Here is a 17,141-nt window from a genome sequence, read left to right on the forward strand (position 1 = left end):
CGATCGCGAGTACAATTTAATCGGCACCCAAACTAAAAAAATTCAGCAGCAGGTTAAACTCCAAGCTGCTCGTGCGATTGCGGCTGCTGAAGATCTCGGTCATCGGGACTATCAATATCTATCGAATAAACGCTTTATTACCGATATCGAACGCGCTCAAATTGAGAAATATACTCTTCAACAGCGTTATGGTGTGACAGTAACTCCAGAATTAAAATTAAAAGATGATAAGGGTTATTACGGACAACTTTTGACTCACTTCTATCTACTCAATCATCAGCAATATTTACCCCAGTCGATTTATTTAGTCTGGGATCGCGATCGAGAAGTTAGCCCCGATCGAACTTTTTTACCCGATGTCAATCATCATATTCTCAAAATTCAAGGGTTATTAGCACTGGGTATTATTAATTTTTTAGACTGCGATCGACAGCTACAAATTACCGATCCAGATCTAATATCGCTCAAACGAATTAGTTACTTGTGCAGCCAACATATCAAACGCGCGATCGGGATCGATATGCCCAACTATAATAATGGCGAAGTTAATCCGATTACCATTCTGAACCGTTTTCTCCAACTATTAGGATTAAAGGTTCAACCGATTCAATCTGGCTCGAATAAATCGAACCGAACGACGGGTAGTTATCAACTCGATCGATCGTTATTAAATGATGGTCGCGATGAAATATTTAAAATCTGGCAACACCAACAAAGTCGCGAACTCGTCCGTCGAGCTTAACTTAGGCAGGGTGGTTTCATACAAGAAAATAAAAATGGATAAACCCTGGTACTTAGTCTGCAACCGCCCGCGACTAAAGTGCGGGCTAACGGCAAAAGCTAACGGCAAAAGTCCACTTCAGTGGACTGAAAGATTTTTCTGTCGGTGTATGAAAACACCCTGCGTCGGGCGTAACTTAGGGGATAGTGGATAGTTTTGGCAAATTCTGCGTAAAAACTCCTTGTAGCTATCGTAATCAGAAATAGGAGCGATCTCGATCGTGTTGTGGAACTGCACCCGCCGCTGCGCTCTGATTTCGATCGTTATTTTAGGAGTCAAACATGTGACTAACATGCTACTATGCAACATTAAGGGCAAACTACCACCAAAAATTCAGATGAACGCTCGCGATCTGGAACTCAATGATTTAGTATTAGAAATTCAGGCTAGTAGCGATCGTAAAGATCGAGCCATTCGCAAGAAGATCGATCGATTATTAAAAGAGATTTCCTCAGACTTAGCAGGAGCTAGACAGGCTCTACTTTCTCGATGGTCGGGCATCCCCGATATCAAATCGATTGTAGATGAAGCGGTCAATATTACGCTACTCGAAGCACTGAAAAATATCGATCGATACGAATCCGAATATCGGGTAATGCAATGGATCGGATGGATTTTTAATCGTCGATTTCAAGATGTAATGAGAAAATATCGTGCTCGTTATGAGTCGGTATCGATCGAGGCAAATCCTACGATCGAGGCTCAAATTGATAAGATGTCCGAAATGGAGTCAGAGTCTAGAGCAGATGAATTAGTGAAATTTATCCAGACAGATCCTGAAGGACATTTTGCTAAGGCTCATATCAAGGGTAAGCCGGAAGCGACTCTGCAAAAAATATTATTGATGCGATTGGCTAGGAGGACTTTTCAAAATATAGCTGAAGAATTTGCGATCGATACGCACACAACTATTGCTAGCTTTCACGATCGACAGTTGCGTAAATTTAATGATTATTTTCGTAAATATTTATGTTGATAGTCAAAATTGGCACCGATTGAAATCGTGCCTAATGTTGTAAAGTCCGCGTAGGCGGACTGAAGTATTAATTAGTCCGCGCAGGCGGACTTTGCACTATGAGCAGCGATTTCTAACCGCTGAGATTATTAGTAGCAACTTAGTTTATCTATCCCCGAACCAACAGAACCAACAATTATGCTAAATCCCATGTCACTACAGATCGGTATTCCTAAATACATACTCGATCGAGTCACAAATCTGAAACAAGATCGACAGATGTATCTCAACAGTTTGGCTGTCTATGCCGCCAGTTGGTATTTACAGTGCTTGCAATTCGAGACTCAGCACGATCGATCGGAAGATTGGTGGATACAATATCTATCGAAATCCGCTGCGCTAGAAATTGGCAAAATCGGCAAAATTGAATGTGTCCCTGTGACTGGAAATACAGCGACGGTAACTTTATCTAAAGATCTAGAGATCGATCGAGTTGGTTATTTATTCGTGCGCTTGAATGAAGCTTTGACTAGTGCCGAAATTATCGGATTTATGCCTAAATATAGCGAGATCGTGAGGCTCGATCGATTGCAATCTACAGACGATCTAATCGATTATCTCTGCGATCTCGAATCTCAGCCAGTTGTGAAGCGAGTAAAATTGGGCGAATGGTGGGAAGGGATATTTAGTGGTGCGTGGGAAGAGATCGATCGATTGTTAGTTCCTCAAACTTTAGCCCCTGCTTTACGAAACAGATCGCAGATCCAAGCTGTCAAGCTAATCGATGGAAATCGAAAAATTCATTTAGGTTCTACGCCTGAGAGTCCGACTGTAGACTTAACAATTACGATCGCCCAAATTGATGATGTAAATTCGGATATTTATTTACAGCTTCATCCAGCATCGCCCGATCGATATTTACCTGTAGGGCTTAAATTTAGTGTGTTCCAGGTGGATGGCACGCTCCTTGGTTCGTTCGAGACGATCTCAGAAGACTTCTCTGGGGAAGTTGTTTTAGATGGTGCTAAAGATGGCGATCGATTCAGCATTGAAATCGAATTTGATGGTATAAGCAAAATTGAATTATACGAAATCTAAAATATTATGAACAACGTTATCGAATTAAAATTCACACCCCTTACCAAAGATTTGTATGAGGTGGAATTTAAAGGTGGAATTGAAGGGAAAGAGCCGGATCTACTGTTCGGGCTAAAGAATGTGCGGTCATTCGATCGCAGTAAGTATCATGACTATCAAAAAGCTCGTGCTAAATTATACAAATATAAATTACTGCGAGGAGTAGATGAACCAGAAATAGAAATCGATCGCGATCTCGATCTAGATTGTCAAACTTTAACAGACGATTTTCGGATAAATCTCAAGGAAGTTAATGTCGAAAACAAGCACGATAACGAACGGAATCGGCAGGCTTTCGAGGAATCTGCAAAAACACTATTGACAACATTAAATGATTGGGGTAGATCGCCAGAATTTGCCAAAATTAGAAAGGCGATCGTCGATCGCCAAGAGAATTTGCGGGTGACTATTTCTAGTGAATGTCCCGATCTCCGAAAACAGCCTTTTCATCAATGGAATCTTTTCCCCGACGGGGTAGAAGTAGTATTCTCTGGTGTTGAAGCAGCGCGACTACCGCGATTTTATCGGGAGAAAATTAGAATCCTGATTATTTTGGGCGATAGTCGCGGGATCGATATCGAAAAAGACAAAAAAGCGATCGAGCAATATTGTAAAAATGATGCAGAAGCACCAACAATTTTAGCTCAACCAACTAGAATAGAATTAAAAGAAGCTCTCGCCGATCGTCAGGGCTGGGATATTATCTTTTTCTCTGGACATTCGCATACCGAAAATACGAATACGGGGCGAATCTGTATTAACGCCACCGATAGCCTGACAATGGATGAATTGCAGGATGTCCTCAAACCTGCGATCGAGCAAAGAGTCCAAATTGCGATCTTCAATTCCTGCGATGGTTTGGGGATTGCCCTCGTACTCGAAAGGCTGAATATCGATCGAATTATCGTGATGCGCGAACCGATTCCCGATAAAATTGCTCAGGAGTTTTTAAAAAGTTTTCTCCAAGCTTTTACCCACGGTAAGCGATTTGATGATGCAGTGAAATTTGCTCGTCAGGAGTTGGTTAATCTCGAACAAGACTATCCCTATGTCAGTTGGTTGCCGATTATCATTCAAAATCGGTTAGCACCTTCTATTACTTGGCAAGGTTTAGGAAAAGTTCAGTCGCCCTATAAAGGTTTATTTGCATTTACTGAAGCTGATGCCGATAATTTCTATGGCAGATAAGATACAATCGATCGATTGTATCAATTAGTCTGGAATCAACCTTTAATCGCGATTATTGGGGCATCTGGTAGTGGTAAATCTTCGGTGGTGCAAGCAGGATTGATTCCTGCTTTAAAGAAAAATTTTGAGCGGGATTGGCAGATTATTACGATGCGCCCTGGGCGAAAACCTTTTGATGCTTTAGCTAGAGCAATTTTGAACTGCGAACATCGGGGATTAGTGGGGTCAGATCTCCAGCGGATCGAATTAGAAATAGATCTAGCTAGCGATCGTACTTTACTGACTCAAAAACTCGCCCAAATTCGCCGCACCGAAAATCGGGTGTTGTTATTTATCGATCAATTTGAGGAGGTATTTACCCAGTCAGAAGATGAAGCAGCTCGACAAGTATTTCTTCAAAGTCTTGCCGATGCGGTAAATAATGTACCGAAATTTACGCTGATATTTACGCTCAGAAATGACTTTTTACCGACAATTCAAAGCGATCGCCAAGACAGCGATTTTCGGCAACTATTAGAGCGATATTCGCCCCAGCTTTTGGGGAGTATGACACGCGATCGATTGACAGCAGCGATTACCCAACCAGCCGACAAACTCGGCGTACAATTTGAGGGTGGTTTAGTCAATCGATTGTTACAAGATGTCGGTACCACCAATGGCAGTCTCGCCATTCTCCAGTGGGTACTCGATCTCCTGTGGGCAAAGCAACAACCGCGCTTACTCACTCACGAACAGTATGAGAAAATCTGCGGTAAGGAAGGCATCAATACCGCTCTCGCCAATCGTGCGGAGGAAATCTATGCTCGGTTTGTCAAGGATCGAATCAAGCAATTCAAACAGGTGTTCTGCCGTTTAGTTACCCCTGGAGCCGGAACCACCACTACTACCCGCCGGATCGCGACTCGTGAGGAAATTGGGGAAGATAATTGGCGAGAAATTGTGGTACCGCTGGCAACAGAGCGACTATTAACAACCGATCGAGATGCGGAAACAGGTGTAGAAACTGTTGAAATCATCCATGAGAAAATCATCGATAACTGGCAGCGATTACAAAATTGGGTGGCAGATTATCGCGAGGAGTTGGAGCAAATTGCAGAAATTGAGGCGGGAGCGAAGAGATGGGAGAAGAGTAATAAATCTAAGCAGGAGTTGTGGCAGAATAAGAAGTTGAAAGATGCGAGGAAATTTGTAAATAGTCCCGATCGAGTAGTTGAATTATTACCGATCGCTAATAATTTTTTGGCGGCTAGTAGTAAGCATCAGTTATGGAATCGTGGAAAATTGTGGGTGTTAGGGATGATTATTCCTGGCATAGCATTGGGATTTGCTGGAAGAGAGAGTTTGATTGTTTTTCATTTAAAGACAATTGAGAATGCCGATCGAAAACAATCTAGCAACGAATTATTAGGTGCGATCGAAGGATTGAGAGTTATGAGATATAAATTGAGTAATTTGAATTTAAGTGATAGAAATCTCGAAGGTGTGAATTTCAAAGATGCTAATCTCGAAGGTGTAAATCTCCAAAGTGCCAATCTCAAAGATGCCAATCTCGAAGGTGTAAATCTCACATATGCCAACCTTAGAAATACCAGATTCCGCCGTGCCAATCTCAAAGGTGCTAATCTCAAAAATGCCGATTACAAAAGTGCTGATTTTAAAGATGCCGATCTCGAAGGTGCTAATCTCGAACGTTCGGTAGTCCGCCGAAAAGGCGGCCGAGATTACCCCACGCCATTACCGCTAGATAGTCCTGACGATCCCGAACCTAATGAAAAATCTCCCAAAGTTGTCGATAACTTCAACAATAGAAAAGCCTATTTCCATGGTGCCAAGCTCAAAAATGCCAATCTCAAAAATGCCGATCTTACAGTTGCCAATCTCCAAGGTGCTAATCTCCACTATGCCAATCTCGAAGGAGTCGATCTCCGAAGTACCAATCTCCAAGGTGCCAATCTCGACGGTGCCAATCTCGATGGTGCATCATTTATGAAGTACGAGTTATTAGATGGCAAGACTTATAGAACTCAGATAACTCCCGAACAGGTGAAAATCGCCAAAAATTGGGAGAAGGCAAAGTACGATCCAGAGTTTCGTAAAAAGTTGGGATTGAAGTAGCAGAGTGGCGGGGTGGATTAAGCGGAGTCAGGAGTGCTGGCGGATATTTTGATGATAGGAAATTAAACCCCAACCGAATGGTAGTGTGTCTTCGATCTTCGCGAAAATGAGGGTAGGGGTAATTCATGAATTACCCCTACCCGCTTTTTCGCGGCGGGGTGGTTTTATGCAGGAAAATAAACATGTCAAAGCCCATTTGCTTAGTCATCGATCTGAATCCCCCAACCCCCTTGAAAAGCTTGCACAGAGTCGATCGAAGTCCTTCTTTTCAACCCTAAACCCTTTTTTAAAGAACTTGCTCTAAAAGTCCCCCTTGGAAAGGGGGATTTAGGGGGATTCCACCAATTTTGCCTAGTTCTAAAGATGTGTACACAGATAGATTGAAAAGAGGGACTTTGAATTAGAGTGAATCCAATCCGGTTCGGTTAAAGCAATATTTGTTTGAGTTTTAGTCCGCGTAGGCGGACTTCGCATCACTAGCGGCGACTTCAGTCGCTGACTAACCGAACCGTATTGCGAGTAGGCGGACTTTGCAACATTAGCCACGATTTTGCGGAGCGCGCTCGTCGGGAAACCCGACGTAAAAAGCGCAACAAGACAAATCGTAGGTATTCTATAGGTATCAACTTGGGTTATCTAAATTTTTTATATTCAATTATCGCCCGTAATCTTACGCTGAAAGAGTTTCTTCATTTCCGCTAAGTCTGCTTCTGTCTTGGGGGCTGGATATCTTTTGCCATTTTCACTGACGCGCTTAATTAACTCAGTAAAAACAGCATCATCCTCTCGGTGAACCAGTGCGTAAGCTCTCAAATCTTTACTGGTCATTGTACTAAAGTTCGGTTTATTCATTTCTAAACTCCCATTCACTATCAGCGAAAACAACTATTTCAATACTTTCAGTCACACCAGCCAAAATATAAACTGTCTGAGTCTCATGATTATACCTAAAGAGATGGATTGGTTGAAATCCAGTAGAGAGCATTTGGCAAACTCGCAGACAAGTCTGTGCTTGTTCATCAGTGGGCATCGATACTCCTCAATTATAGCTAACAGGAATATCCTACGCCAATTTAGCCGCTAAACGATCTATCTCCCAATTTCACCCATTCAATCAGAGCGAACATCACCGAAAAACGATCGAACCCATCGAAACCCATCGATCTATAGATACCTGCATAGCATCTTTCTAAGCCCATCAAAATTATTTTTTCGATCTTGCGTAATTAATCGATCGAGTGTTCGTAGATAGAGACAGAGGGGAACAAACAACCTCAATCAAATACCTCTAACTAAACACATCTACCAATCGATCGAATAGGCAAAAATTATGTACTCTTCTCACATCTCTAAAGCTGTTAAATTAACTTTAGCTACCATACTCACCGTACCATCTTTATTTACTTTCAATGTTAACTCTGCCCAAGCTGGTTTAGACAGTCAGGCGATCGATCGAGTTAATAATCCAAGCTCGATCGTCAAAACTACTACCGATCTAGCTGCTAATAATCACAACCGATCGATCCAATACCAGCAAATTGAGATATCAACTCAAGCAGAACAAGATTACGATTTGCCTGTAGAGGACTATGAAATTGCGTTAAATATCGATCCTATCAATGGAGATGTTTGGTTATTAGCTGGCGAACTCCTGGGCAACACAGAAGAAGGTATAAAATTTGTCAGAATTGCTGCCCAATTATTCAAATTACAGGGTGACGAGCGCGGCTATCAATCGGCGATCGATTTGTTGAAAAAATTTGGTGCTAGTGATTAAAAGTTGCGACATATAGACAAACGATCGATAGATCTACTGACGTTTAAATGGCGATCGACAATCGCTATTCTAACTCGTCATACTTACCAATCAAATGAAATCATGAAATACGATCGCATACCCAAATTCACAATAACTTATATTACCACCTTAATTAGCCTGCCTTTGTTATTAACTTGGAATGTTAATTCCATTCATGCTAGCTCGACAGATCGAGCGATCGAACAAGTTGAGAATTACAACAAAATTAACTCATCAGGTGAAACTAAGATTGCTACATTTAGACCTCGTAATCGAAATCGATCGACAGAAAACTATGGAGGTGTTGTGGAATCTCAAGATCGATGTTTACCAAAATGTGCAGATCCACAAACAATCTCACCCAATACACAATTTGGACAAGCTTTAGAAAAGAATGCATTTATTCGCGAAAACAAGATTTTCCCAACGCCTAAAAATATATCTAGAGAAGGATTGAAAACCAAATCTAGACGAGAGTGCCGCTCCACTCTGGATTAAATCTGTTGGTATAGCGTCTTTTTAAGATCATCAAAATTAATTTTTTCAATTCTGCGTAACTATCGATCGAGCGTTCGTATATAGAGACAGAGGGACACAAACAACCTCACTTAAATATGTTTGCTCGATCGCAATTATCAACCAATCTCATCGGTAAAAATCATGAAACTTTCGCACATCTCTAAAGTTATTAAAGCCACATTAGTTACTGGATTAATTCTACCATCATTACTTATTGCTAATATCAGTTCTGCCCAAGCTGGTGTGGATAGTCAGGCAATCGATGGAGTTAATAGCCTAAGCTTGACAGTCAAGAATAATCCCACCCCATCTCGATCGACTAATACCAATCTTATCGCCAATAACGATCGCGCTATGTCGATAGAATACCAAGAAATTGGTATGAAGTATCAAAAAGAGGGCAAGAATGAACTCGCGCTAAAAAATTATTATATTGCTTTGAAGCTTGACAGCGAAAATGCCCATGCTTTGTTACTAGTAGGAACAATTTTTGGAAACACGGGTACGGGCATAAAAGCGATTAAGCTAGCGGCACAAATGTTTGAGTTACAGGGAGATGAAGAGTGCTATAAGATCGCGATCGACCTGTTAGAGAAATTTGACGCTAACGATTAAATGCTGCCGATCCTAAAAATATGAGATTGTAGCCGCGAACCGACTACAATCTCACACTCGATAGTTCCTAATTCTGACGAGTACTGCTCACCGCTGGAACTTTGTTGGTATTATTTGGAGTAGCCATATTTTTGGGTTGGAGTACGGCAATGGCGCGTAGATATTGAGGATCTTTATTACTACCCAACAATGAAGGCGACTCAGCTAGGCTCTTTTGTTCCATAAAGCTAAGATCGACCTTGACATCGGGAGTGACCCCTTTATGACCGATATCGGTGCCATTGGGAGTGTAATAATGCGCGACAGTTACCGCCATTCCCGAACCATCGGAGAGCGAATGTACGGATTGAACTAGAGCCTTACCGAAGGTTTGGGCACCAACGATTTGAGCGCGACGATTATCTTTGAGTGCGCCTGCGAGAATTTCGCTAGCACTCGCAGAATTACCATCTACTAATACAGCCATTGGTAGTTGCGTCAGCGCGCCTTGTACCGCGCGGAAATCTTCATTACCGCCTTTACGATCGACTGTTTTAACGATCGTGCCATTATCTAGCCACATCCGGGCGATTTCAACGCTGGCTTGTAACAATCCGCCGGGATTGCCACGCATGTCGAGGACGAAGGCGTTAACTTGTTTGCTATTGAGATTTTTGATGGCTTTTTGCATCTGCTCGGAAGAATGTGAACTAAATTCCGCCAGACGAATATAGCCGACTTTCAGCCGACCTTCTTGTTTAACTTCCGAGAAAACCGAAGATACTTCAATTTGAGCGCGGGTGAGGGGAATATCGAACGGACGGAGGGAGCCGCGCGCGATCTTGAGCGTAATCGCTTTACCAATTTCGCCCCGAATTAGGCTAATTGCGCCTTCGAGGGTCATATTTTTGGTAGACTTGCCATCGATCGCCACGATCGCATCGCCAGCTTTGATACCTGCTTTAGATGCTGGCGAATTATCGATTGCTTCGGCAACTACAAGCTGCTGGGTGCGGGGGTTTGCTTCGAGTTTAATGCCGACACCAGACATTTCCCCACTGGTTTGATTGTTGAGGGATTGAAACTGTTGCGGATCTAAAAACCGGGTGTAAGGATCGCCCAATTTTTTGAGAGTCGAGCGAATGGCAATGTAAGCTTCTTGACGGTTCTTATAGTTACGTTTGAGTAGCTCCATTCTGGTTTTTTGCCAGTCCAAACGGTTAAAAGTTCCGTCTACATACTCTCGATTAACAATCTGCCACGCCTCATCCACGATCGCTTTGGGGCTATCTTTAGAAGCGGCAAGAGCAGAACTAGCAAGCGGTAACAGTGTAGCTATGTAGGCTCCAGTAAACATTGCTCCACGCAAAACTTTATGTTGCCAAGCAGATCGAGATGTGGATGGTCGAGTCATAGGAACAATGTGATGGCTTTCTTGGAATACAATAGTTGCTCTGAAGATCGAGCGATGTGGGCGATCTGTTAAAAGCTAAATATCTATTCTTGCTAATTTAACTCAATCTCAACAGATTTGTTGCATGAATAGTACTTTTGACGTTGATTACGTAAGCAAAGTTAATAAATCTTAACTTCGTACTGCACTTCAAATGGGGATGCTGGGAAGATGGTAGAGATCGCGACTGTCAAAGGTTGTCTTTGGAGCTGCATCTAACTGTAAGCGATCGCAGCGAATGGCAAAGTTACAACGCTGACACAAGCCTGTAGACGCTGATACTTGCGGAAAATGTTCCTGTTTGGTGTGGTAAGCTTCGAGCCAGTTGGTTAATTTTGCGAGTAACTCGTCGAGATCTAGCTTGGTTTGACGATGTTGTTTGAGGGTGTAGTCGATCTTTACCGATTTGGGGATCGGGTTGGATTGAATAAACCAGTAAGTAAAAGTCATTTGCTTGGCTACATAATTGCTGGTTTCGGCAAGAATATACAAGTAAAGTCTAGTTTGCCATTCGCGATCGAGATCTTTTTTGTATCGAGGTAGTGGATAAGTTTTCCAATCGATAATTTGGGCTGTATCTGCACCTAGAATTAGCAAATCGTAGATAGCAGTAAATAGATAATCATCAGTTTCAAGCGTACGAACATGTTCGCTTTGTCGCCAAGCTTGCGTGTCTGGATTAAAGAGTTCTGGGGCAGCTTGGAGCATCGCATCCATCCAGGTATTTAGTTGTGGAGATCGGGCTAAGATTGGTTCGATCGGCAACCCTAATTCGCGCTGGTGCATCAACAAGTGAAAATCACTGCCTAATTGGGTTTTAGATTGTCGATCGAGTGAGATTGGCATCGTCAATCGATCGCAAAAGGTATACTCGAATTGACGCGGACAAGTTTCAAGAATTTTTAGATGTCGTTGAGATATTCGGAGCATAATCGGCAGATAATATTCACTTTGTCAACACGAAAACACTACCTTCATTACCTCTACTGATGCGGAGATTTTCGTCGAGATAGGTAACTTCGAGCCAAGCAGGTTCTTTACCTGGACGATCTATTTTTAGATCGATCGCGGTGAACTTTTGACCGTTTTCAATAGCAGTAATCAATCGATCGGGATCTGAATAATCGAATAATCGCTGTAAGCCAACTAAAGACCGATTGAAGACCACATTTACCCTCGCTTCACTGACTGGAGTAAATTTGGCAACGATCGCGACTAAGCCATTCAATCCGGGTATTAAACTAGTCACCTCGGCAACATTATAAACCGCGCTGGCTGTCGGTCGAATGCACTGATAAATATCGCCGAGTTTGGCAAGTGGAAACTTATCGATACCCAGCAAACTCTGGCTGCTAGTATACAACAGTCGCCAGTCACCACCTAAAAGATCGATCGCCGTCGTCAACGGGCGGGGGTGAGGATTTCGCAATTCTAAATCGGCAATAGCAGCTAGAATTGCCTGTCGATCGACCGATGTTGCTAAAATTCCCCGATTTTTGCCAGCGATGGCTGCAAGTAGTTTGGCTTTAGGCATAGAAATTCGCTAATTAATCAGAGATTTATCGATCGGTTATCAGCGGGTGTCTGAAAAGTCTTATCGGCTCCGATTGTAGGTTGTCAATCCCCCTAAATCCCTTAAAAAGGGGGACTTTGATTTTTACTCCCTCTTTTTAACTACCGTGTATACACATTTCTAGCTCGAAGCGAAATTGGTGGGAATCCCCCTTGGAAAGGGGGACTTTAAAGCCCCCTTTCCAAGGGGTTGGGGGATTTAGATCTCAAAACGAAGTCCAGCCGACTTGTGTATACACCGTAGCCCTTTTTAAGGGGGTTGGGGGGATTAAATCCACGCTTTTCAGACACCCTCTCAGCAGATTTAATTTTTGCAAATCGCAATTTTCGAGCGAAATCTCCCCTATCCTTTAAAATGATAGACTATGACAACCCCAAGCTAACTAACTCATCATGTCCGAATCCAGTGAAGCCCTCGATATTCTAGATACATTTATCAATCCAGCTCTTAAACAACAACTTCGTTACGAACCAGCTCCAGTAATTGCCGAACAAAGAAATACTTCAATTTTAGAGTGGCTCGAATCACAGGGGCGGTTGATCGATCGTGACGAACGGGATCCTGCCATCTCGGCTCTAGATCTGCCCAATTCTGATGAAGAATTATTTGAAGACGATCGTGCTTATGCCGAAGAAGATGATAGCGATGATTCTGACGATACGGATGATGTCTAGAGTCTTCACCGACCAAAATTAATTTGTGAATTTAACGTAGTGATGAAATTACCTCGGAGGAAATAGATGGAGGGTAAATCAGCATCTGTAAGGGGTTTGAATCCTACGGGAACTGTCTTACTAATTTTACTCGGAATCGTGCTAACTGGATCGATTCTCTGGCTAGATTTGCAGCAGGGCAAGGGTTTGATGAATTCGCTTCTGTTCCCTTTTCTCGTGTCTACCGGACTGGTAAGCGCGATCGGTTATCAGGCGATTCCGCTGCTCAAACAGTTGAAAATGGGTCAATTCATCCGTGAAGATGGCCCCCAAGCGCACCTCAAAAAAGCCGGAACGCCGACGATGGGGGGCGTATTTGTCGTACCGATCGGGACGATTTTAGGCGTATTATGGTCGCAGTTCGATCCCGACGCGATCGCAGTTGCCGTCACGAGTCTGGGCTATTTTGCGATCGGTGGTGTGGATGACTGGAAAAGTTTGAGCAATCGCAAAAATGAAGGTCTGACACCCAAAGGTAAATTGTTATTACAGACGGCGATCGCGATCGCTTTTTGTGGATGGGCAATATATAGCCGGAGTAATGCAATTACCAACGTGCATTTACCGTTTAACATCATTATTCCCCTGGGTGTTTTCTTCTGGGGGCTGGCAGTATTCGCACTTTTAGCCGAAAGTAATGCCACTAATCTCACCGATGGTGTCGATGGCTTGGCTGGCGGTACGGGCGCGATCGCGCTAGCCGGATTAGCCGCAATTATTCTGTCTAAAGAACCGAACCTAGCGATCTTTTGCATGTGCCTCAGCGGTAGCTATCTCGGCTTTGTCGTCCATAATCGCAACAAAGCGAAGGTATTTATGGGCGATACCGGATCTCTGGCTCTAGGTGGCGCGCTGGCGGCGGTAGGAATTCTCACCGAGAATTTATGGGTGCTATTTATTTTGAGTGGAATTTTCGCGATCGAAGCTCTTTCTGTCACCGCTCAGGTACTTTACTACAAGGCAACTAAAGACGCTGAAGGCAACGGCAAGCGACTATTTAAAATGGCTCCAATCCACCATCATTTAGAATTGAGCGGCTGGACGGAAACCCAAGTAGTCGGCGTGTTCTACGCGATCGAAGTCGTATTGGTGCTGATTGGTTTGGCAACTAGATAGAGGCTTTAGGTATTAGGTATTAGGTTTTAGGTATTAGGCTTTAGGTATTAGAAGTAATTGAACTAATTACTTCTTACTTCTTACTTCTTACTCCCATCATGCTCCCAGATCCCACCCTTAGTTCGATCGACGATGCTGCCGCTGCCGCTGCTGGTGGTATGTGGTCGATCGCGATCGATTGTCTACACAAATTACCGCTCGATCGGATCGATGGCAACGATCGAGTTTTAGACATTGCCTTGCAAATATTAGTACAGGGTGATTTTGAGGATAGATGGCAAATTGCTAAAATCTTCCCCAAACTGGGCGAAATTGCCATTCAACCCCTATTAAATTTAGTTAACGACCTGGACATCGATATTGAAGATCGGTGGTTTGGAGCGCGAATTTTGGGGGAGTTCGATCGTCCTCAAGTTGTAGCCGCATTGGTAGACATCATCCAAAAAGATCGAGAACCAGAATTAACGGCGATTGCGGTTGGTGCTTTAACCAAAATTGGCACAGGGGCGATCGTGACTTTGACAGCAATTTTAGCCACAGCAGCACCAGCAGCGCAGCGGCGGATGGCAATAACCGTACTGGCTCAGATTCGCCACTCCCAAACGATCGAACCATTAATTAGCGTCATCGACGATCCCGATCCGCAGCTCCGCACCCTGATTATCGAAGCCTTAGGGAGTTTTCACGATCCGCGCATTCCGCCATTACTAATTGCCAAACTTACCGACACGGCGGCGAGTGTTCGTAAAGCCGCCGTAACTGCATTAAGCCTGCGGAGCGATTTAGCGATCTCTCTAAATCTGAGCCAACATTTACGACCGTTATTATTCGATCTCGATTTAGCCGTATGCGAAGCCACCGCACTTGGTTTCGCAAGATTGCCAGATCCCAGAGTCGTCACACTATTGACTGAATTATTAGTCTCCGATCGCACACCCACTGCCTTAAAATTGTCTGCTATCCTCGCATTAGGCTGGATTGGCAGCCAATCGGCGGTCGATAGTCTAGTTGCTGCTCTAGTCGATATTGACAGCGATTTAGCTCCAGAAATTATTGTGGCGATCGGCAAAACAGAATTAGAACGCGAATATGCCAGTATATTACTGATCGATTACTGGGAGTCAAAGTTTTCAGCCACAACACCTTCACCGTCGATCGATCGCGAAATTGCCACAGCACTGGGGAACTTGGGTAATATCGCTAGCGTCCCCACTCTAGTCAAGCTATCAGCCGATCTCGACGATCGAGTTAGGCTCCACGCGGTTGCGGCGATCGCTAAATTATCTCCAAACCCGCTCTCATTAAATACTTAGATCTGCTCGCCATCGTACCAACTCAATCTCGAATATAAATGATTTGGGTTTGAGTCAAGCGGCACGATCGAAATGAGAAGTTAAATGGGTAAAATAATTTTAACGATAGTTGTATTACAGCTCAATATTTAGAGTCAATAGAATTTAATAATGTCTCGATTTTCAACTTCTTTGCTCCTGAATACCGGATTATTGCTAGTAACCTCACTAGCAGCAATGCCTACTAAATTATTAGCGACAACCGATTTACGCCAGCATCCCGATCTGCCTTCGCAAACATTCGTAGTCCAACAGCCAGTTCCTAGCTCTACCAAGCCAACTACCTCCCCAGCAGGTAATCTCGATTCGGCACAGCCGACGCTACGCGAACGACAGCCTGTAACTCAGCCTGTACCAGCAAATGGGACGAGTACCGCTACTCCCAGCCAGCCAGTCACGGGGACTAGTCCTACCCCCGCAGTAGCTCCCACTACCAAACCTGCGACGGCGAACACTCAAACACCAGTAAATAACGCCGTTACTCTCCTGCTCAAGCTCAAAGAGAAGCGGGTGTATGTTTATAAAGGTGAGAAGCTAGTTAACAAATATCCAGTCGCGATTGGTAAAAAAGGGCGTGAAACACCCACAGGCGAATGGCAAGTAATGGAGAAAATTAAAAATCCAGGTTGGACTAGTTTTAGAACAGGTGAATACTTCGCGCCAGGTAGAGAGAACCCACTAGGCGCGAGGTGGATTGGGTTTTGGACTGATGGTAAGGATACGATCGGTTTTCATGGTACTACCAATCTTAAATCGATCGGTAAGGCTGCATCTAATGGCTGCGTGCGGATGTCCAACAGACATGTCAAAGCACTCTTTCCATTAGTCAAAGTAGGTACTACAGTAAAAGTCGTTGATGAGTAAACCGAATTATCTAAAAAAAGGAGGAGAAACTAATCTCCTCCGAAAATTTTATTCTACTTAAATGGAACTTAGCTACCCAACTTATACCCCTATCTGGATGCTATAAGTGCTGCCAATGTTCCAATCTTCAAAAAGAATTTATAGTCTGTTTATTAGCTTTTGTCCGAAATAAAATATTTACATCCCCAGTATTCAGACTTGGCTGGAAATTACGAAGACAATGTAGTTCGATCGAGAATTTATCGTAATTAAGTAGTCAATTTAACAGTATTCAATCCACAGTTGACATCGAATAGTAAATTAACGGTTCTGCTCTCTCGCTCAATACGATCGAAGTTTCGCCACTTGCTAGTGCTACAGTTCGCTCGTCTTTCGTCGAACGATCGGTTACCCTAATGTATAGTTCAGATCGTCACAGCGCACTTAACAACGATTGGCTTTTTTCTCAAGCCAAAGTGATAACTAGTAACTGAAATTATTTAGATCCGGATAGTAAGTAACCTGCTAAAGATGGACACCAATAGGATATTCAAGAGTTCTAAATTTTTTATACCAACTGATGGCGAACCGCTGAGATCGGTAATTGCCACATCGCCAGAAGCAACGATCGTGGCTTGGTATATTTTGCCCAAACAGGAAATTCCCGCACACCGACATCCTCACGGGCAAGATACTTGGACGATTCTATCTGGACAGGGTGAATATTATCTCGATCGAGCGGGTACGACTCGATCGATCGAAATGGGCGATATCGTCATCGCGCCGCTTGGCTCCGTGCATGGTGTCTTTAATGACAGCGACGAACCATTCGTTTTTATCTCGGTAGTATCCCCCGGCGACGCTGGCTACGAGCTACTTTAGGTCTTAGGTCTTAGGTTTTAGGGATTAGGTTTTAGGTTTTAGTGGATAGTGGATGGATTTTGGAACCATCCTCTAGCTCCCAGTCCCCCGTCCCAAACTCTCTGTAACAAAACTTATCTTTT

The 17,141-nt window shown here is 43.5% G+C and carries 17 protein-coding genes and 1 pseudogene; 13 read left to right on the forward strand and 5 right to left on the reverse strand.

Annotation, left to right across the window (positions count from 1 at the left end):
• From RMO79_RS15735 to RMO79_RS15755, 5 genes and pseudogenes are all read left to right on the forward strand, one after another.
• Window positions 1-742, forward strand: a pseudogene (locus tag RMO79_RS15735) (DNA primase); the annotation flags it as partial.
• Between the two features lie 259 nt (window positions 743-1,001).
• The gene (locus RMO79_RS15740) at window positions 1,002-1,757 is read left to right on the forward strand and encodes a hypothetical protein (protein WP_310484123.1); all 756 of its coding nucleotides are present in this window, start codon (window positions 1,002-1,004) and stop codon (window positions 1,755-1,757) included.
• Window positions 1,758-1,946: 189 nt separating this feature from the next.
• The gene (locus RMO79_RS15745; RefSeq protein ID WP_310484124.1) at window positions 1,947-2,834 is read left to right on the forward strand and encodes a DUF1822 family protein; all 888 of its coding nucleotides are present in this window, start codon (window positions 1,947-1,949) and stop codon (window positions 2,832-2,834) included.
• Between the two features lie 6 nt (window positions 2,835-2,840).
• A complete protein-coding gene (locus RMO79_RS15750) occupies window positions 2,841-4,061 on the forward strand; it encodes a CHAT domain-containing protein (protein ID WP_310484125.1) in 1,221 nt (406 codons plus the stop codon).
• Window positions 4,062-4,076: 15 nt separating this feature from the next.
• Window positions 4,077-6,176 (forward strand): pentapeptide repeat-containing protein, encoded by a 2,100-nt coding sequence (locus RMO79_RS15755; RefSeq protein WP_310484126.1) that lies wholly within the window; start codon window positions 4,077-4,079, stop codon window positions 6,174-6,176.
• Between the two features lie 651 nt (window positions 6,177-6,827).
• Here RMO79_RS15755 and RMO79_RS15760 read toward each other — a convergent pair.
• Window positions 6,828-7,028: a DUF6887 family protein gene (locus RMO79_RS15760; protein ID WP_310484127.1), complete on the reverse strand. Its 201-nt coding sequence runs from the start codon at window positions 7,026-7,028 to the stop codon at window positions 6,828-6,830.
• Window positions 7,021-7,206 carry a DUF6888 family protein gene (locus RMO79_RS15765; protein ID WP_310484128.1) on the reverse strand — a complete coding sequence of 62 codons (186 nt, stop codon included), beginning with the start codon at window positions 7,204-7,206 and terminating at the stop codon, window positions 7,021-7,023. The genes RMO79_RS15760 and RMO79_RS15765 overlap by 8 nt, the downstream gene beginning before the upstream one ends.
• 300 nt (window positions 7,207-7,506) lie before the next feature.
• Here RMO79_RS15765 and RMO79_RS15770 point away from each other — a divergent pair, with 300 nt between their 5' ends.
• From RMO79_RS15770 to RMO79_RS15780, 3 genes are all read left to right on the forward strand, one after another.
• Window positions 7,507-7,953, forward strand: coding sequence for a hypothetical protein (locus tag RMO79_RS15770; protein WP_310484129.1), 447 nt, complete (start codon window positions 7,507-7,509; stop codon window positions 7,951-7,953).
• Window positions 7,954-8,055: 102 nt separating this feature from the next.
• Complete coding sequence (locus RMO79_RS15775; protein WP_310484130.1) at window positions 8,056-8,472, forward strand: hypothetical protein; 417 nt, start codon at window positions 8,056-8,058, stop codon at window positions 8,470-8,472.
• A gap of 162 nt (window positions 8,473-8,634) precedes the next feature.
• On the forward strand, window positions 8,635-9,108 hold the full coding sequence (locus tag RMO79_RS15780) for a hypothetical protein (protein ID WP_310484131.1): 474 nt from the start codon (window positions 8,635-8,637) through the stop codon (window positions 9,106-9,108).
• Window positions 9,109-9,175: 67 nt separating this feature from the next.
• Here RMO79_RS15780 and ctpB read toward each other — a convergent pair whose 3' ends face one another.
• The 3 genes from ctpB to RMO79_RS15795 all read right to left on the reverse strand — a co-directional run bounded on the left by ctpB (window position 9,176) and on the right by RMO79_RS15795 (window position 12,074).
• Window positions 9,176-10,501, reverse strand: a complete 1,326-nt coding sequence (ctpB, locus tag RMO79_RS15785) for a carboxyl-terminal processing protease CtpB (RefSeq protein WP_310484132.1) — start codon at window positions 10,499-10,501, stop codon at window positions 9,176-9,178.
• Window positions 10,502-10,690: 189 nt separating this feature from the next.
• A complete protein-coding gene (locus RMO79_RS15790; RefSeq protein ID WP_310484133.1) occupies window positions 10,691-11,470 on the reverse strand; it encodes a PD-(D/E)XK nuclease family protein in 780 nt (259 codons plus the stop codon).
• A 16-nt stretch (window positions 11,471-11,486) separates the two neighbouring features.
• Window positions 11,487-12,074 carry a PAP/fibrillin family protein gene (locus tag RMO79_RS15795; RefSeq protein ID WP_310484134.1) on the reverse strand — a complete coding sequence of 196 codons (588 nt, stop codon included), beginning with the start codon at window positions 12,072-12,074 and terminating at the stop codon, window positions 11,487-11,489.
• Between the two features lie 431 nt (window positions 12,075-12,505).
• On the opposite strand from RMO79_RS15795, the gene RMO79_RS15800 reads away from it, so the two are divergent.
• The 5 genes from RMO79_RS15800 to RMO79_RS15820 all read left to right on the forward strand — a co-directional run bounded on the left by RMO79_RS15800 (window position 12,506) and on the right by RMO79_RS15820 (window position 17,019).
• On the forward strand, window positions 12,506-12,787 hold the full coding sequence (locus RMO79_RS15800) for a DUF3134 family protein (protein WP_310484135.1): 282 nt from the start codon (window positions 12,506-12,508) through the stop codon (window positions 12,785-12,787).
• Between the two features lie 66 nt (window positions 12,788-12,853).
• Window positions 12,854-13,942: a phospho-N-acetylmuramoyl-pentapeptide-transferase gene (gene mraY / locus RMO79_RS15805; protein ID WP_310484136.1), complete on the forward strand. Its 1,089-nt coding sequence runs from the start codon at window positions 12,854-12,856 to the stop codon at window positions 13,940-13,942.
• Between the two features lie 98 nt (window positions 13,943-14,040).
• Window positions 14,041-15,255, forward strand: a complete 1,215-nt coding sequence (locus tag RMO79_RS15810) for a HEAT repeat domain-containing protein (RefSeq protein ID WP_310484137.1) — start codon at window positions 14,041-14,043, stop codon at window positions 15,253-15,255.
• Between the two features lie 150 nt (window positions 15,256-15,405).
• Window positions 15,406-16,158: a L,D-transpeptidase family protein gene (locus tag RMO79_RS15815; RefSeq protein WP_310484138.1), complete on the forward strand. Its 753-nt coding sequence runs from the start codon at window positions 15,406-15,408 to the stop codon at window positions 16,156-16,158.
• 510 nt (window positions 16,159-16,668) lie between these two features.
• The gene (locus RMO79_RS15820; RefSeq protein WP_310484139.1) at window positions 16,669-17,019 is read left to right on the forward strand and encodes a cupin domain-containing protein; all 351 of its coding nucleotides are present in this window, start codon (window positions 16,669-16,671) and stop codon (window positions 17,017-17,019) included.
• Window positions 17,020-17,141: the final 122 nt, after the last annotated feature.

It is taken from the genome of Chamaesiphon sp. VAR_48_metabat_403 (assembly GCF_031422475.1).
Lineage (GTDB): Bacteria > Cyanobacteriota > Cyanobacteriia > Cyanobacteriales > Chamaesiphonaceae > Chamaesiphon.

What these genes read in the sequence shown, in the direction of transcription:
- mraY (WP_310484136.1), top strand. Translation starts at nt 12,854, where the DNA reads ATGGAGGGTAAATCAGCATCTGTAAGGGGTTTGAATCCTACGGGAACT.
- RMO79_RS15790 (WP_310484133.1), bottom strand. Translation starts at nt 11,470, where the DNA reads ATGCTCCGAATATCTCAACGACATCTAAAAATTCTTGAAACTTGTCCG.
- RMO79_RS15770 (WP_310484129.1), top strand. Translation starts at nt 7,507, where the DNA reads ATGTACTCTTCTCACATCTCTAAAGCTGTTAAATTAACTTTAGCTACC.
- ctpB (WP_310484132.1), bottom strand. Translation starts at nt 10,501, where the DNA reads ATGACTCGACCATCCACATCTCGATCTGCTTGGCAACATAAAGTTTTG.
- RMO79_RS15820 (WP_310484139.1), top strand. Translation starts at nt 16,669, where the DNA reads ATGGACACCAATAGGATATTCAAGAGTTCTAAATTTTTTATACCAACT.
- RMO79_RS15795 (WP_310484134.1), bottom strand. Translation starts at nt 12,074, where the DNA reads ATGCCTAAAGCCAAACTACTTGCAGCCATCGCTGGCAAAAATCGGGGA.
- RMO79_RS15745 (WP_310484124.1), top strand. Translation starts at nt 1,947, where the DNA reads ATGTCACTACAGATCGGTATTCCTAAATACATACTCGATCGAGTCACA.
- RMO79_RS15800 (WP_310484135.1), top strand. Translation starts at nt 12,506, where the DNA reads ATGTCCGAATCCAGTGAAGCCCTCGATATTCTAGATACATTTATCAAT.
- RMO79_RS15750 (WP_310484125.1), top strand. Translation starts at nt 2,841, where the DNA reads ATGAACAACGTTATCGAATTAAAATTCACACCCCTTACCAAAGATTTG.
- RMO79_RS15810 (WP_310484137.1), top strand. Translation starts at nt 14,041, where the DNA reads ATGCTCCCAGATCCCACCCTTAGTTCGATCGACGATGCTGCCGCTGCC.
- RMO79_RS15780 (WP_310484131.1), top strand. Translation starts at nt 8,635, where the DNA reads ATGAAACTTTCGCACATCTCTAAAGTTATTAAAGCCACATTAGTTACT.
- RMO79_RS15760 (WP_310484127.1), bottom strand. Translation starts at nt 7,028, where the DNA reads ATGAATAAACCGAACTTTAGTACAATGACCAGTAAAGATTTGAGAGCT.
- RMO79_RS15815 (WP_310484138.1), top strand. Translation starts at nt 15,406, where the DNA reads ATGTCTCGATTTTCAACTTCTTTGCTCCTGAATACCGGATTATTGCTA.
- RMO79_RS15775 (WP_310484130.1), top strand. Translation starts at nt 8,056, where the DNA reads ATGAAATACGATCGCATACCCAAATTCACAATAACTTATATTACCACC.
- RMO79_RS15765 (WP_310484128.1), bottom strand. Translation starts at nt 7,206, where the DNA reads ATGCCCACTGATGAACAAGCACAGACTTGTCTGCGAGTTTGCCAAATG.